13 protein-coding genes are annotated in these 13517 nt (G+C 74.3%); 6 read left to right on the top strand and 7 right to left on the bottom strand.

Annotated features, from left to right (window positions below):
• The first annotated feature begins 179 nt into the window (after positions 1-179).
• Complete coding sequence (locus AC0OO9_RS16355) at positions 180-2054, top strand: DEAD/DEAH box helicase (RefSeq protein ID WP_484510999.1); 1875 nt, start codon at positions 180-182, stop codon at positions 2052-2054.
• A 109-nt stretch (positions 2055-2163) separates the two neighbouring features.
• Positions 2164-2784 carry a putative glycolipid-binding domain-containing protein gene (locus AC0OO9_RS16350; RefSeq protein WP_484517966.1) on the top strand — a complete coding sequence of 207 codons (621 nt, stop codon included), beginning with the start codon at positions 2164-2166 and terminating at the stop codon, positions 2782-2784.
• Positions 2785-2866: 82 nt separating this feature from the next.
• On the opposite strand, the gene cds1 is transcribed toward AC0OO9_RS16350, so the two are convergent.
• The 3 genes from cds1 to AC0OO9_RS16335 all read right to left on the bottom strand — a co-directional run bounded on the left by cds1 (position 2867) and on the right by AC0OO9_RS16335 (position 5414).
• Positions 2867-3958, bottom strand: coding sequence for an L-cysteine desulfhydrase Cds1 (gene cds1, locus AC0OO9_RS16345; RefSeq protein ID WP_425693674.1), 1092 nt, complete (start codon positions 3956-3958; stop codon positions 2867-2869).
• A gap of 22 nt (positions 3959-3980) precedes the next feature.
• The gene (locus AC0OO9_RS16340; RefSeq protein ID WP_393168739.1) at positions 3981-4808 is read right to left on the bottom strand and encodes an SDR family NAD(P)-dependent oxidoreductase; all 828 of its coding nucleotides are present in this window, start codon (positions 4806-4808) and stop codon (positions 3981-3983) included.
• Positions 4809-4955: 147 nt separating this feature from the next.
• Positions 4956-5414: an Lrp/AsnC family transcriptional regulator gene (locus AC0OO9_RS16335; protein WP_151454997.1), complete on the bottom strand. Its 459-nt coding sequence runs from the start codon at positions 5412-5414 to the stop codon at positions 4956-4958.
• Between the two features lie 268 nt (positions 5415-5682).
• On the opposite strand from AC0OO9_RS16335, the gene AC0OO9_RS16330 reads away from it, so the two are divergent.
• The gene (locus AC0OO9_RS16330; RefSeq protein ID WP_132232190.1) at positions 5683-5949 is read left to right on the top strand and encodes a BldC family transcriptional regulator; all 267 of its coding nucleotides are present in this window, start codon (positions 5683-5685) and stop codon (positions 5947-5949) included.
• A gap of 66 nt (positions 5950-6015) precedes the next feature.
• On the opposite strand, the gene AC0OO9_RS16325 is transcribed toward AC0OO9_RS16330, so the two are convergent.
• Complete coding sequence (locus AC0OO9_RS16325; RefSeq protein ID WP_132232192.1) at positions 6016-6645, bottom strand: UbiX family flavin prenyltransferase; 630 nt, start codon at positions 6643-6645, stop codon at positions 6016-6018.
• Between the two features lie 195 nt (positions 6646-6840).
• On the opposite strand from AC0OO9_RS16325, the gene AC0OO9_RS16320 reads away from it, so the two are divergent.
• A complete protein-coding gene (locus AC0OO9_RS16320; RefSeq protein WP_484510998.1) occupies positions 6841-7845 on the top strand; it encodes a terpene synthase family protein in 1005 nt (334 codons plus the stop codon).
• Positions 7846-7906: 61 nt separating this feature from the next.
• On the opposite strand, the gene mqnP is transcribed toward AC0OO9_RS16320, so the two are convergent.
• Both mqnP and AC0OO9_RS16310 read right to left on the bottom strand, forming a co-directional pair.
• On the bottom strand, positions 7907-8818 hold the full coding sequence (gene mqnP, locus AC0OO9_RS16315; RefSeq protein WP_484510997.1) for a menaquinone biosynthesis prenyltransferase MqnP: 912 nt from the start codon (positions 8816-8818) through the stop codon (positions 7907-7909).
• Positions 8818-10278 (bottom strand): menaquinone biosynthesis decarboxylase, encoded by a 1461-nt coding sequence (locus AC0OO9_RS16310; RefSeq protein WP_484510996.1) that lies wholly within the window; start codon positions 10276-10278, stop codon positions 8818-8820. Before AC0OO9_RS16310 ends, mqnP begins: the two co-directional genes overlap by 1 nt.
• A 247-nt stretch (positions 10279-10525) precedes the next feature.
• Between AC0OO9_RS16310 and AC0OO9_RS16305 the strand changes: the two genes are divergently transcribed.
• The gene (locus AC0OO9_RS16305) at positions 10526-11875 is read left to right on the top strand and encodes a hypothetical protein (protein WP_484510995.1); all 1350 of its coding nucleotides are present in this window, start codon (positions 10526-10528) and stop codon (positions 11873-11875) included.
• Positions 11876-11960: 85 nt separating this feature from the next.
• On the opposite strand, the gene AC0OO9_RS16300 is transcribed toward AC0OO9_RS16305, so the two are convergent.
• Positions 11961-12518 (bottom strand): carboxymuconolactone decarboxylase family protein, encoded by a 558-nt coding sequence (locus AC0OO9_RS16300; protein WP_484510994.1) that lies wholly within the window; start codon positions 12516-12518, stop codon positions 11961-11963.
• Positions 12519-12630: 112 nt separating this feature from the next.
• Between AC0OO9_RS16300 and AC0OO9_RS16295 the strand changes: the two genes are divergently transcribed.
• Positions 12631-13107, top strand: coding sequence for a MarR family winged helix-turn-helix transcriptional regulator (locus tag AC0OO9_RS16295; RefSeq protein ID WP_484510993.1), 477 nt, complete (start codon positions 12631-12633; stop codon positions 13105-13107).
• The last annotated feature ends 410 nt before the right edge of the window (positions 13108-13517 follow it).

Below are 13517 nucleotides of genomic sequence, written 5' to 3'. Positions count from 1 at the left end.
TGGTGAGCCCGCCCACTACCCGTCCGTGGTCGGGTGGCGGGTTCGTCCTGTCGCCGTACACTGGTGGGGATCACTGACCCGGCGCGCCCTGCGCGCCCATGGGCGATCTTGCGGGCGATTCGGCGGCGTTCAGCTGCGGCAGGCCATCGCGAAGATGCGCCCCGCTCGAAAGGCATTTCTTGACGACCTTTGCTGAACCCAGCACGTTCCTGCCCGCCCTCGACTCCGCCGACGCACAGACCGCCGTCGAGCGGGACGGCACCGTCCAGGACCCGGCCGTCCCGGTGACGCCCGAGGCCACCGACTTCGCCGCGCTGGGGCTGCCCCAGCCGCTGGTCCAGGCGCTCGCCCGGCAGGGCATCACCACCCCGTTCGAGATCCAGCGCGCCACCATGCCCGACGCGCTCGCCGGCCGCGACGTCCTCGGCCGGGGCCAGACCGGCTCCGGCAAGACCCTGGCCTTCGGCCTGCCCCTGCTGGCCCTGGTCGCCGACCGCAACCGGGCCCGGCCGTTGCGCCCCCGGGCCCTGGTCCTGGTGCCGACCCGGGAGCTCGCGATGCAGGTCAACGACGCGCTGATGCCGCTCGGCAAGGCCGTCGGCGTGTTCCTGAAGACCGCCGTCGGGGGCGTGCCGTACGACCGGCAGATCGACGCGCTGCGGCGCGGGGTGGAGATCATCGTGGCCACCCCGGGCCGGCTGGGCGACCTGATCGCCCGGGGCGTCTGCCACCTGGACGACATCGAGGTCACGGTCCTCGACGAGGCCGACCAGATGGCCGACATGGGCTTCCTGCCCGAGGTCACCGAACTGCTGGCGAAGACGCCGGCCGGCACCCAGCGGCTGCTCTTCTCGGCCACGCTGGACGGCGACGTCGACGCGCTGGTCAAGCGGTTCATGACCGACCCGGTGACGCACTCCACCGCCCCGTCCACCGCCTCGGTGTCCACCATGGACCACCACATGCTGCTGATCCCGCCGCACGACAAGTTCCCGGTCGCCGCGTCCATCGCGGCCCGGGACGGTCGGACGATGGTCTTCGCCCGCACCCAGCTCGGCGTCGACCGGCTGGTCGAGCAGCTGGCCGCCGTCGGCGTACGGGCGGGCGGGCTGCACGGCGGCAAGACCCAGCGGATGCGTACCCGCACGCTGGCCGAGTTCCGTGAGGGCCGGGTGAACGTGCTGGTCGCCACTGACGTGGCGGCCCGGGGCATCCACGTCGACGGTGTCTCGCTGGTGCTGCACGTCGACCCGCCGAAGGACCCGAAGGACTACCTGCACCGCGCGGGGCGTACCGCCCGGGCCGGCGAGTCCGGCGCGGTGGCCACGCTGGTGCTGCCGAAGCAGCGGCGGACCACGCTCGCCATGCTGGAGAAGGCCGGCGTGGCACCGGCCGAGACCCGGGTGCGGGTCGGCGACCCGGCGCTCGCCGAGCTGACCGGCGCCCGCGAGCCGAGCGGCGTCCCGGTGCGCATCGAGGCCGAGGAGCCGCGCCGGCACGGCGACCGGCCGGGCGGCACGCGCCGCTACGGCGACCGCGACACCCGGGGCGAGCGCCGCTACGGCGACCGGCCCCAGGGCGAGCGCCGCTACGGCGACCGGCCCCAGGGCGAGCGCCGCTACGGCGACCGGCCCCAGGGCGAGCGCCGCTACGGCGACCGCCCGACCGACGGCCGCGGCTACGGCGACCGCCCGCAGGGCGAACGCCGCTACTCCGACCGGCCCACCGAAAGCCGTGGCTACGGCGACCGCCCGCAGGGCGAACGGCGCTACTCCGACCGGCCCACCGAAAGCCGTGGCTACGGCGACCGGCCGCAGGGCGAACGGCGCTACGGCGACCGGCCGACCGACGGCCGTGGCTACTCCGACCGCCCGGCCGACACCCGTGGCTACGGCGACCGGCCCAGCGACAGCCGTGGCTACGGCGACCGGCCGCAGGGCGAGCGGCGCTTCGGCGACCGGGGCGGCTTCCGGCCCGAGGGCCGGGGGCGCGACGACCGGCCGCGTGACGACCGGCGGGGCTTCGGCGGGCGTCCGCCGGCGCGTACCCACTGACCGACAGCGTCATCCACGAACGCCGTCGCGGGGCCCAGGCTCCGCGACGGCGTTCGCGCATTCGCTGCCGGTGTCGGCCGGGTCGCGTAACGTCCGGCTCATGCCGACCATGCCGAAGTCGCTCTTCTGGACCCGGACGGACACCGCCGGCGCGGAGCACGCGCTGTTCGACGACGGCCGTGGGCTGACGGCGCGGGGCACGCTCACGGCCGTCGACCCGATCCCCTACACCTGCCGCTACCAGCTCGCCACCGACCCGGAGTGGGCGACCCTCCGCGTCGAGGTCGAGGCGGAGGGCACCGGGTGGCTGCGGAGCGTACGCCTGGAGCGGGTGACCGACGGGTGGCGGGTGACCACCGCCGAGCAGGGTGACCTGGACGCGGCGCTGCGGGCGGCCGGCCACCCGCCGGTCGGGCTTCCCGGCACCGACGACCCGCACCGGCTGGCCGGGGCGGTGGACGTCGACCTCGGCGGGGCGGCGCTGTTCAACGCGCTACCGGTGCGCCGGCTCGGGCTGCCCCGCGCCGCGGCCGACACCCCGCACCGGATCGACGTCGCCTGGGTGCTGGTGCCCAGCCTGCTGGTGGTGCCCGCCGAGCAGGTCTACACCCCGCTCGGCCCCGGCCGGGTCCGTTTCACCAGTGACACCTTCACCGCCGACATCGACCTCGACGGCGGCGGCTACGTGGTGCGCTACCCCGGGCTGGCCGAGCGCGTCGACCCGCGCTGACCGGGCTGCGGACGCCTCCCCCGACGACCCGGGCCGGCCAGGCTGGCTCGGTCACCCCGCCGGCTCAGGCCAGGCAGGCGGCTCAGGCCGGCCAGGCGCCCGTGGTGAGGAAGCGTTCGACGGTCGCCAGGTGCGGGGTGAGGTCCAGTCCCTGGGCCGCCAGCCAGTCGTCGGAGTAGTAGGTGTCGGCGTAGCGGTCGCCGGCGTCGCAGATCAGGGTGACCACCGAGCCGGTGCGGCCCTCGGCGAGCAGCTCCGCGATCAGCCCGAAGGCGCCCCACAGGTTGGTGCCGGTCGAGCCGCCCACCCGGCGGCCGAGCACGGCCGACCCGGCGCGCATGGCGGCCAGCGAGGCGGCGTCGGGCACCTGGACCATCCGGTCCACCACCGACGGCACGAACGACGCCTCGACGGTCGGCCGGCCGATCCCCTCGATGCGGGAGCCCCGCCCGGTGCGCACCGACCAGTCGGCGGCCTGCCAGGCGGGATAGAACGCGGAGTTCTCCGGGTCGACCACGCACAGCTTGGTGGGCAGCCGCTGGTAGCGGGCGTAGCGGCCGATGGTGGCGCTGGTGCCGCCCGTGCCGGCGCCCACCACGACCCACGCCGGCACCGGGTGCCGTTCCAGGGCGAGCTGCGCGTAGATCGACTCGGCGATGTTGTTGTTGCCCCGCCAGTCGGTGGCGCGCTCGGCGTAGGTGAACTGGTCCATGAAGTGCCCGCCGGAGTCCTCCGCCAGCCAGCGGGCCTCCACGACCACCTTGGCCGGGTCGTCGACGAGGTGGCAGCGGCCACCCTGGAACTCGATCTGGGCGATCTTCTCCGGCGAGGTGGAGGCGGGCATCACCGCGATGAACGGCAGCCCCAGCATCCGCGCGAAGTAGGCCTCGGAGACCGCCGTCGAGCCGGAGGACGCCTCCACGATCGTGGTCTCTGGGCCGATCCAGCCGTTGCACAGCCCGTAGAGGAAGAGCGAACGGGCCAGCCGGTGCTTCAGCGAGCCGGTCGGGTGCACCGACTCGTCCTTGAGGTAGAGGTCGATCCCCCACGACCGGGGAAGCGGGAACGGCAGCAGGTGGGTGTCGGCGGAGCGGTTGGCGTCCGCCTCCACGGCGGCGATCGCCTCGGTCACCCAGCGCCGGCTGGCCTCGTCGCACCGGTCGATGTGAGTCACGTTCGAAACTTAGCAAGCCCGCTCACCGCGGACCGGCCCCGATCCGGCGGCGCTGGCGGCGCTGCCCGGCCCGGCCGGCCGCGAGGATCAGCGGGGCGAGGCGCACGGCGACGCCGGGCAGCGCGTCGAGGAGCCGGACCTGCGCGCCGCGCCAGCGGGGGACGCTGACCACCGGGCGGGGCCGCCGGGCCAGCCGCGCGGCCCGCCGGGCCACCCGCTCGGGGGTCAGCAGCGTCCCGGTGAAGGAGGCCGCGGCGCCCGGGTCGTCGAGCCGGTCGTGCAGCATCGGCGTCCAGATCCCGTCCGGGCACAGGCACGACACGTGTACGCCCCGGTGCCCGGCCAGCCGCAGGTCGGCGAGCGTGCCGATGCTGAACGCGACGAGGGCGTGCTTGCTGGCCGCGTAGACGGTCTCGCCGGGCGCGGCCACCAGGCCGGCCAGCGACACGACGTTGACCACGTGCCCGTGCCCTTGTTCCCGCATGACGGCCAGCGCGGCGAGGGTGCCGTTCATCGCGCCGAGGGCGTTGACCTCGACCACCCGGCGGCGGGTCGCCGCGTCGTGCTCCCACGAGGGGCCGGTGACGAGGATCCCCGCGTTGTTCACCCAGAGGCCGAGCCCGCCCCGGCCGGCGGCCTCGGCGGCGACGGCCGCGCAGGCGTCGGAGTCGCGTACGTCCAGCCGGCGCGACCAGCCGCCCAGCGGGGCGGCGGCACGGGCCACCGCCTGGTCGTCGTGGTCGGTGAGGAGCACCGGCCAGCCGTCGGCGTGCAGCGCGGCGGCGATGGCGCGGCCGAGGCCGCCGGCCGCGCCGGTGACCACCGCCGTCCCGGGGGCTGGCTTCGTCATCGGCGCACGCTATCGCCGCCCGGCGACCGCGCGCCAGAGCCGGCCGGCCGCGGCCGTCCGGCGACCGACGGCCGGGGTGGCGGGACGCGGCCGTCCGGCGGCCGGAGGTGACCGGACGCGGACGTCGGGGCGGGCGGGGGTGGCGGGTCAGGTGGCGGGAGGCACCGGGGCCTGTGGCCGGTTCTCCCACTTCGTGGAGAGGGCGATGCCGGTCCGGGTGGAGGCGACGCCCGGGGTCCGGTTCAGCCGCACGATGAGCCGCTCCAGCTCGGCGATGGTGCCGACCCTGGCCTTGAGCAGGAACGACTCGACGCCGGCCATGAAGTAGCAGGACTCGATCTCGGGCATCTGCCGGAAGGCCTCCAGCACGTCGTCGGTGTCGCCGCCGGAGTCCTCGACGATCCCGATGAGCGCGGTGACGGCGAATCCGATCGCCTCGGGCTCCACCTCCGCCCGGTAGGCCCGGATCACGCCGCTGGACTCCAGCTTGCCGACCCGCTCGTGCACGGCGGGCGCGGAGAGGCCGACCTGCCGGGCCAGCTCGGCGTAGGACAGGCGGGCGTTGCCGCGTAGCAGCTCCACGAGGCTCAGGTCGATGGCGTCCACGGACTGTGACCCTAGCGGTCCGGGCGTAACGTCGGGCATCCGGCGCGCGTTGGACATGACAGGGTGCAGTCGCTCGCAAACTGACAGTCAAGGGAGCCGCACGCAGGTAATATTTCCTAACTTCCCACTCAGTGCGTTTTTCGCGTTTGGCGGACAGGCCAGGTCGCTGGTGCTGTAATTGCCATACGTCCCTCATGACGGCTCTGGGCTCGCACCGGCCGGGGGCAGTGTGTTCAGCCGGGGGCTTCGTCGACGCGAGGAGGGGGCTGTGGACACTGGAGATCGCCTGCTGACACCGGGTGAAGTTGCCGCGCTGTTTCGGGTTGACCCGAAGACTGTGACGCGATGGGCAGCGGCGGGCCGGATAGGCAGCATCCGGACTCCAGGCGGGCATCGCCGGTTTCGGGAATCCGAGGTGCGGGCCCTGCTTGAGGGGGAGGGCATGTTGGACGAGGCGGAAGACGTCGGCAAGCCGCGTAACGCGGGGCCGGCCACCTCGACCGGGCCGGGCCCGGCCAACGCCGGCATGTACTGAATGGTGCGGATCATCACGCGGGCCGGACGGAAGCTCCGGTCCGCGTCGCGGTGAGCCGGGCCCGGGTCACTCCCGCGCCACGCCCAGCTCACCCGACCAGCGACGGAACAGCGTGTGCGGTACGCCGAGGGCGTCCAGCACCTTGCCGGCCACGAAGTCGACGAGTTGCGGGGCGGACGCCGCCGCGCCGGCGCCGTAGAAACCGGGACTGGCCGGCAGCACCACCGCTCCGGCGTCGTGCAGCGCGATCAGATGCTCCAGGTGGCTGCGGGTCACCGGCGTCTCCCGGGGCACCACCACCACCGGCCGGCGCTCCTTGAGGTTGACCTCGGCGGCCCGCTGCAACAGGTCCTTGGAGAGCCCGATCGCGATGCCGGCGCAGGCCGCCGTGCTCGCCGGGACCACCGCCATCCCGCGTACCCGGTAGGAGCCGCTGCTCGGGCCGGCGGCGAGGTCGCCGGCGGGCCAGTGCCGCACGTCGGCTCCCGCGAGGTCGCGGCCCAGCCAGGCGGCGAGGTCGTCGGCCCAGTGTGCGTCCCGGAACGGGCGCCCGGTCTCGTCGAGGACGGTCAGCCGGGCGGCCCGGGAGACGATCAGGTCCACCGGCTCGCCGGCGTCGAGCAGCGCCCGCACGACGGCCGCCGCGTACGGCGTGCCGGACGCCCCGGAGACTCCGACCACCCATGGTTCGCGCATGCCCTCCAGCCTGCCTGGTCGTCCCCTCCCGATGCCGGGCACCCCCGCCCGGAGCGTCCGTGATGTCCCACTCGGGGGTCGGTTGTGCGCCGACGGGCGCGATGTCGGGCCGGGAGCGCGACCATCCCGCCGGCCTGACATGCTGCCGGTGGCGGTTCCCACGCGAAGCGGGATCGCACCCGGGAGGAATCGGTGATGACCGGCGAGGTCCTCTGGTCGCTACGGTCGGAGTGCCCCATCCCGCCCCGACTCTCGCCGCACGCCGACCGGGTGCAGGAGTGGCTGGTCGGCGACCTGCTGCCGAGCCTCGGCCTGGCGACTGACGACGCCGCGCCGCAACGGCTGGCGCACGCTGGCGTCGCCCGGTACGCCGGCCGGCTCTACCCCGGCGCCACCGAGGCCGACCTGCGGGCGTTGACGGCCCTGTTCACCTGGTTCTTCCTGGTCGACGACGCGTGCGACCGGCCGGGCCGGCTCGACGCCGACCAGATCCGGGCGCTGCGCGCCGGCGCGCTCACCCTGCTGCACGCCGGCCCCCGGCTCCGGCACGCCGGCCTGACCGGGCCGCTGAGGCGGCTGCTGGTGCACGCGTGGCGGGAGCCGCGCCGGCGGATGCCGGCCCGCTGGCGGCTGCGCTTCGCCGAGGCCGTCGCCGACCATCTCGACGGCACGTGGCGGGAGGCGGCGAACAAGGCGGCCGGCCGCCGCCCCGGCGTCGCCGAGTACGTCGCGCTGCGGCGCGCCACCTCCGCCGCGTACGTGTCGTATCCGCTTGTGGAGTTCGTCACCGGCCGCCCGCTGCCCGACCCGGTCCACCACCACCCGCTGCTGCGGGAGATCGCCGGCACCGGCAACGACCTGCTCTCCTGGTACAACGACCTCGCCTCCCTTGAGCGCGACGAGGCCACCGCCGGCGGGCACAACCTGGTGCTCGCGACGGCGGCCGAGCAGCGGGTGCCGGTGGAGACCGCGATCGGCCTGACGGCCGAGCGCTGGCGGGCGTCGATGCGGCGCTTCGTCGAGCTTCGCGCCGGGGTGCCGTCGTTCGGCCCGGCGTTGGACCGGGCGGTCGCCGACCACCTCGACGGGGTGGCGAACGCCGTCCGGGCCACCGTCGACTGGACCCTGGAGAGCAGCCGCTACGGCGGTAAGGAAGGGCACCTTGTTGACGCCTCCGGTAGAGGAAGGGGCCCTTCCTGACGGGCTGGCCCGGCCGCAGCCGCCGACAGCCGGCACCCGCGGGGCGAGCGACGGCCCAGGGTCAGGCGCGCAGGCCGAGGCGGACGACCAGGTCGAGCAGGGCGAAGACGAACAGCGCGATGCCGACGAAGCCGTTGGCGGTGAAGAAGGCCCGGTTGACCTTGCTCAGGTCGGTCGGGCTGACCACCAGGTGCTGGTAGCCGAAGGCGACGGCGGTCAACGCCAGACCCACCCACCAGAGCCAGCCGAAGCCGACCAGCGCCCCGAACCAGACGAACAGCGCGAACGTCACCACGTGCGCGACCGTGGAGGCGTGCAGCGCGAACCGCAGCCCGTAGCGGGCCGGCACGCTGTGCACGCCGATCTCCCGGTCCACCTCGGCGTCCTGGCAGGCGTAGATCAGGTCGAACCCGCCGATCCAGAGGCCGACGGCCACGCCCAGCAGCCACGCCGGCCAGGAGCCGTCGAGGGTGCCGGTGACGCCCAGCCAGGCGCCGACCGGGCCGACGGCCTGGGCGACGGCCAGGATCGCGTGCGGCCAGTTGGTGAACCGCTTGCCGTACGGGTAGACGACCAGCGGCACCACGGCGAGCGGCGCGAGCACCAGGCAGAGCGGGTTGAGCAGGGCGGCGGCGGCGAGGAAGACCACGAGCGCGACCGCCGCGCCGGTCCAGGCCGTCCGCACGCTGACCGCCCCGGTGACCAGCTCCCGGCCGGCGGTACGGGGGTTCCGCGCGTCGATCCGTCGGTCCAGGATCCGGTTGGCGGCCATCGCGAACGTCCGCGCGCCGACCATCGCCACGGTGATCAGCAGCAGGTCCAGCCACCGGACCCGCCCGCCGTCGACCTGCATCGCGGTGAGCGCCGACAGGTACGCGAACGGCAGCGCGAACACGGAGTGCTCGATCGCCACCAGCTTGAGGAAGGACTTCACCCGGCCCGGTCGCTGCACCGGTTCGACGGCGGTGGCCATCAGATGCCGTACTCCTTCCAGCGCTTGTCGACCAGAGAGACGACCTCGGGGGCCATCCGCATCTCCTCCGGCCAGCCCCGGGTGTAGCCCTCCTCGGGCAGCTTGCGGGTCGCGTCGACGCCCGCCTTGCCGCCCCAGAACTGCTGGTACGACGCGTGGTCCAGGTGGTCCACCGGGCCCTCGGTGAGCAGCAGGTCCCGGGCGTAGTCGACGTTGCCGAAGGCGCGGAAGGCGACCTCGTTGTAGTCGTGCACGTCGCAGTCCTCGTCGACGATCACGATCAGCTTGGTCAGCGACATCATGTGCGCGCCCCAGATCGCGTTCATGACCTTCTGGGCGTGCTTCGGGTAGCGCTTGCGGATCGACACGATCGCGCAGTTGTGGAAGACCCCGGCGGCGGGCAGGTCGTAGTCGACGATGTCCGGGATCAGGAAGCGCAGCAGCGGCGCGAAGATCCGCTCGGTGGCCTTGCCCAGACCGTGGTCCTCCTGGGGCGGCTGCGACGTGACGATCGTGTGGTAGACCGGGTCGCGCTGCGTGGTCATGCACTCGATGTGCATCACCGGGAAGGGCTCCACCGGGGTGTAGAAGCCGGTGTGGTCGCCGAACGGGCCCTCCGGGAGCCGCTCGCCCGGCTCGATGTAGCCCTCCAGGACGATCTGCGCGTGCGCCGGCACCTGCAACGGGACGGTCAGGCAGTCCACCATCTCGACCCGCTCGCCGCGCAGGTACCCGGCGAACAGGTATTCGTCGATGTCGGCGGGGAGCGGCGCGCTGGCCGAGTACGCCACCGCCGGGTCGGTGCCGATGGCGATCGCCACCGGCAGGCGCTGCCCGAGCCGCTCCGCGACCGCGTGGTGCGCCGTGGAGTTCTTGTGGATCTGCCAGTGCATGCCGATGCTGTTCCGCGAGTGCTGCTGCAACCGGTACAGCCCCAGGTTGCGCTTGCCGGTCTCCGGGTGCTTCGTGTGGGTCAGCCCGAAGTTGTGGAAGATCCCGCCGTCACCCGGCCAGACCTGCAACCCCGGCAGCCGGTTCAGGTCGACGTCGTCGCCCCGGTATACCACCTGCTGGCAGGGGGCGGTCCTGACCTTCTTCGGCGGCATCGACGTGAGCTGCCTGACCTTGCCGAGGCCGTCCATCATCCCGGAGAGACCCACCGGCAGCTCCGGCTTGAGCATGTTGCCGATCCGCTCGCCGATCTCGTCCAGCGACTCGACGCCGAGCGCCATCGCCATCCGCTTCTCGGTGCCGAAGAGGTTGATCACCACCGGCATCTCGCCCCGCGTGGGCCGCTCGAAGAGCAGCGCCGGGCCGCCCGCGCGGACCGTCCGGGTGACGATCTCGCTGATCTCCAGGGTGGGATCGACCGGCGCGCTCACCCGCCGCAGCTCGCCCGCGCGCTCCAGCGCCGCGAGGAAGTCCTTGAGATCGGTGTACGGGAAGCCACGAGCCGCCATGCCTGCCAGTCTCCCGCACCGACCTGGGCGGCGACCACGCCGGGTGGTGTGACACCGGCGATCCACCGGTACGGCGGCGCGGGCGCGGCCGTACCGCTTCTGCCGACGGAGTCCGCGCCATCGAACATCGTCGCTCCGACGGGCCGGATCGGACGGCCGGCGCTCACTAGGATCAGGTCCGCCGACCGGGCTGGCGGTGACGCCCCGCCGCGGCTCCGCGGACCGGCCCACCCCACGAAGGAGATCGATGACAACTGTGCGCTTCCCGCGCGGCAGCGTGCTGCGCGCCCTGACGGTGCTGGCCGTGGTCACGGCGGGCGCCGGCGCGGCGGCCGGCCCGGCCGCCGCCCGGACCGACCCCGGTTGGGTCAGCGGCTGGCTCAACGACCTCACCGTCGGCGCGGCCGGTGCGCCCGGCCGGTCGGCACCGCTGGACCTGAGCAGCAGCGGCGCGACCGCCCCCCGGGTCACCGTCGACCTGACCGGTCTCGCCGGCGTCGCCACGGCCAGCTTCCCCAGCTGGTGTGTCACCGAGGGCACCTCGGTGACCTGCCCGATGCCGCCGGAGGCGACCCCGGACGAGTACGGCACCGTCAACGGCACGGTGCCGGTGGTGTTCCGCGCCGCCCCGGGCGCCGTCGACGGCGCGACCGGCACGCTGGACTACACGGTGCGGGCCGACGGGCTGGAGCCGTACACCCAGCAGGCGACCGTCAGCGTGCGCTCCGGTGCCGACGTCCTCGACCTGGTCGACGAGTACGTCCCGGGCGCCGAGGTCGGCGACGTCCACACCGCGCCCGTGGCCGTGGTCAACGCCGGCGACCAGCCGGCCGAGGATCTCCGGGTGACCTTCCGCTTTCCGGTCGGCCTGCACCCGGCCAGCTACCGGAACTGCCGGTACGGCACCGATCCCGTGCTCGCCACGGTGGTGGTCTGCACCGTGCGGGGCACGTTCGCGCCCGGGATCCGGCACGAACTGCGCAACGGCTTCGCCACCACGATCGGTCCGGCCGCCCTCGGCGACAAGCGCATCACCCAGTTCGTGGAGCCGCTGGCCACCGCGGGACCGCTGCCCGGCAACGTGCGGCTGACCCGCCGGGAGGCCGACCGCGCGCTCCGGCTACGGCCGGTCGGCGGGACGCTCGATCCGGTCACCGCCACCGGCTCCGGCGGCGGGACCTACCTGCGCGACATCCACGGCGCCTTCGACGTCGTCGCCGTGGGCGCCACCGTCTCCGGTGCCGTCGGTACCACCGTGCGGGTGAGCGTGGGGATCCGCAACGACGGTCCGGGTGTGCCGGACGGCACCGTCTCCGGCGGCAACGCCGGCGGGTTCCTCTTCACCCCACCGGCCGGCGTGACCGTGCTGGCCACCCCGCCCGGCTGCTCGCCGACCGGCGACGACGAGGGCGGCGCTCCGACGTCCTGGGTCTGCTGGCTGGGGGCGGTGTTCCCCGCCGGGCAGAGCTTCACGGTCCCGTTCGACCTGCGGATCGACGGGCCCGCGGGCGCCCCCGGCGAGGTCCGGTCGTACTACGACTACCCGCGTCCGGACGACGATCCGGCCGACAACGCCGCCCCGGTCACGCTCGGCTGACCGGAGAACGGCGCCCCTCGACGGAGGTGGGCCGGGCTCGGGCATACCGTGGCCGGCCCACCCCGCCCTCGGCTGCCCGGGTGCGTCAGCGGGCGGTCGGCTGCCAGGCGTACGCGGCCAGGGGCGCGTCGAGCGGGGCGCCGGTGAGCCGGTTGGCCAGGGTGGAGATGGTGTACGTGCCGACGCCGAGCACCACGTCCAGGGCGTGCCGGGGCTGGTAGCCGGCCGCCAGAAAGGCGGTGGTCCCGTCCTCGGGGACCGCGCCCCGGTGGTCGAGCACGGCGAGGGTGAAGCGCCGCAGCGCCTCCAGCCGGTCGTCGGGCAGCGGCGTGCCGGCGCGCAGCGCGTCGACCAGCTCGGGCGTCGCGCCGTGCCGGGTGAGGGCGGCGGTGTGCATGGCGACGCAGAGGTGGCATTCGTTGCGGGTGGCGACCGTCATGACGACGACCTCCCGCTCGACCGGGTCGAGGGCGCACTTCTCGAAGATGCCGTTGACGGTGAGGAAGCCGGTGAGCAGTTCCGGGGACTCGGCCATCAGGCCGACGGCGGCGGGCAGGTGCCCGAGCCTGCGGCGTACGCCCTCCATGGTCGGCCGGGCGGCGGCGGGTGCGGTGTCGGCGGTGTGCGCGGTGAACGGGGGCACGGCAAGCCTGCTCTCGGGTCGGGGACGGCCGGCGCGGCCCGATCGGCGACGCGCCGCGCGTGACGTAGAATCGTCAACGTGGTTGTCGAGATAGTAAACGAGGTTGTCGAACGTGGCAACGGCTGACCCCGACCGGCCCGGCTTCCTGCTGCCCCTGCTCCTGCTGGCCGGCTTCCGTACGCTCATCGACGACCTGCACGCGGAGCTGGCCCGGCAGGGGCACCCGGAGCTGCGGCCGTTGCACGGCTTCGTCCTCCAGGCCGTCGGCGCCGAGGGCACCACCGCCACCGAGCTGGGCCAGCGGCTCGGCGTCTCCAAGCAGGCGGCCGGCAAGACGGTGGACCGGCTCGTCGCCCTCGGCTATCTGGAGCGCGCCGACGACCCGCGCGACGCCCGACGCAAGCTGGTCCGGGTGACCCCGCACGGCCTGGACGGCCTGCGCCGCTCGGCGGCCGTCTTCGACCAGCTCCGGCAGCGGTGGGCGGGCACCCTCGGCCCCGACCGGGTCGCCGCCCTGGAGGACGACCTGCGCGCGGTCACCCCGGCCAACCCGTTCCGCCTCGACGTGCCCGGCTGGTTCGGCGGCTGACCCCCGCCGCGCGGCGTTCGCGGCCGGGGCGGGGCTCCACCGGCCCGATTCCCGGGTGGCACCCGCCCGTAGCCGGGAGCAGGCAGGCGTCGGGTGAGGCCGGCAGCAGCACGGCCGCCCGCCGTCAAGACCCCCGGTCGCCGTCGCCCGAACGGTCGAAGCCCGAACGGTGCGGGCCGCGCGACCCCGCGGTCCGACCCGGCATACCCGCCGACAGGTGCCTTTCCCGGGACGCCCGAGCCGGTCATAGGCCTTTCGGTCACCCGCTAACACACCGCGCGCGAATGCCGCCAGCACCATCCATGCGGAATTGCCCGCCGTTCAGTCGGGCCCCGCCGGATCCGCCCGGCGACGTAAATCTTCCGACATTGCCCGCAGACAATTCCAATGGTTCCGTCACCACCATCCGA

The sequence above is a fragment of the Micromonospora sp. USAFONa4 genome, from assembly GCF_057197825.1.
The sequence above is the reverse complement of the archived record's forward strand: the minus strand, read 5'-3'. Positions and strand labels throughout refer to the sequence as shown.

Coding starts and splice junctions, on each gene's coding strand:
- AC0OO9_RS16350 (WP_484517966.1), top strand. CDS start 2,164: ATGCCGAAGTCGCTCTTCTGGACCCGGACGGACACCGCCGGCGCGGAG.
- AC0OO9_RS16340 (WP_393168739.1), bottom strand. CDS start 4,808: ATGACGAAGCCAGCCCCCGGGACGGCGGTGGTCACCGGCGCGGCCGGC.
- AC0OO9_RS16325 (WP_132232192.1), bottom strand. CDS start 6,645: ATGCGCGAACCATGGGTGGTCGGAGTCTCCGGGGCGTCCGGCACGCCG.
- AC0OO9_RS16320 (WP_484510998.1), top strand. CDS start 6,841: ATGACCGGCGAGGTCCTCTGGTCGCTACGGTCGGAGTGCCCCATCCCG.
- mqnP (WP_484510997.1), bottom strand. CDS start 8,818: ATGGCCACCGCCGTCGAACCGGTGCAGCGACCGGGCCGGGTGAAGTCC.
- AC0OO9_RS16310 (WP_484510996.1), bottom strand. CDS start 10,278: ATGGCGGCTCGTGGCTTCCCGTACACCGATCTCAAGGACTTCCTCGCG.
- AC0OO9_RS16305 (WP_484510995.1), top strand. CDS start 10,526: ATGACAACTGTGCGCTTCCCGCGCGGCAGCGTGCTGCGCGCCCTGACG.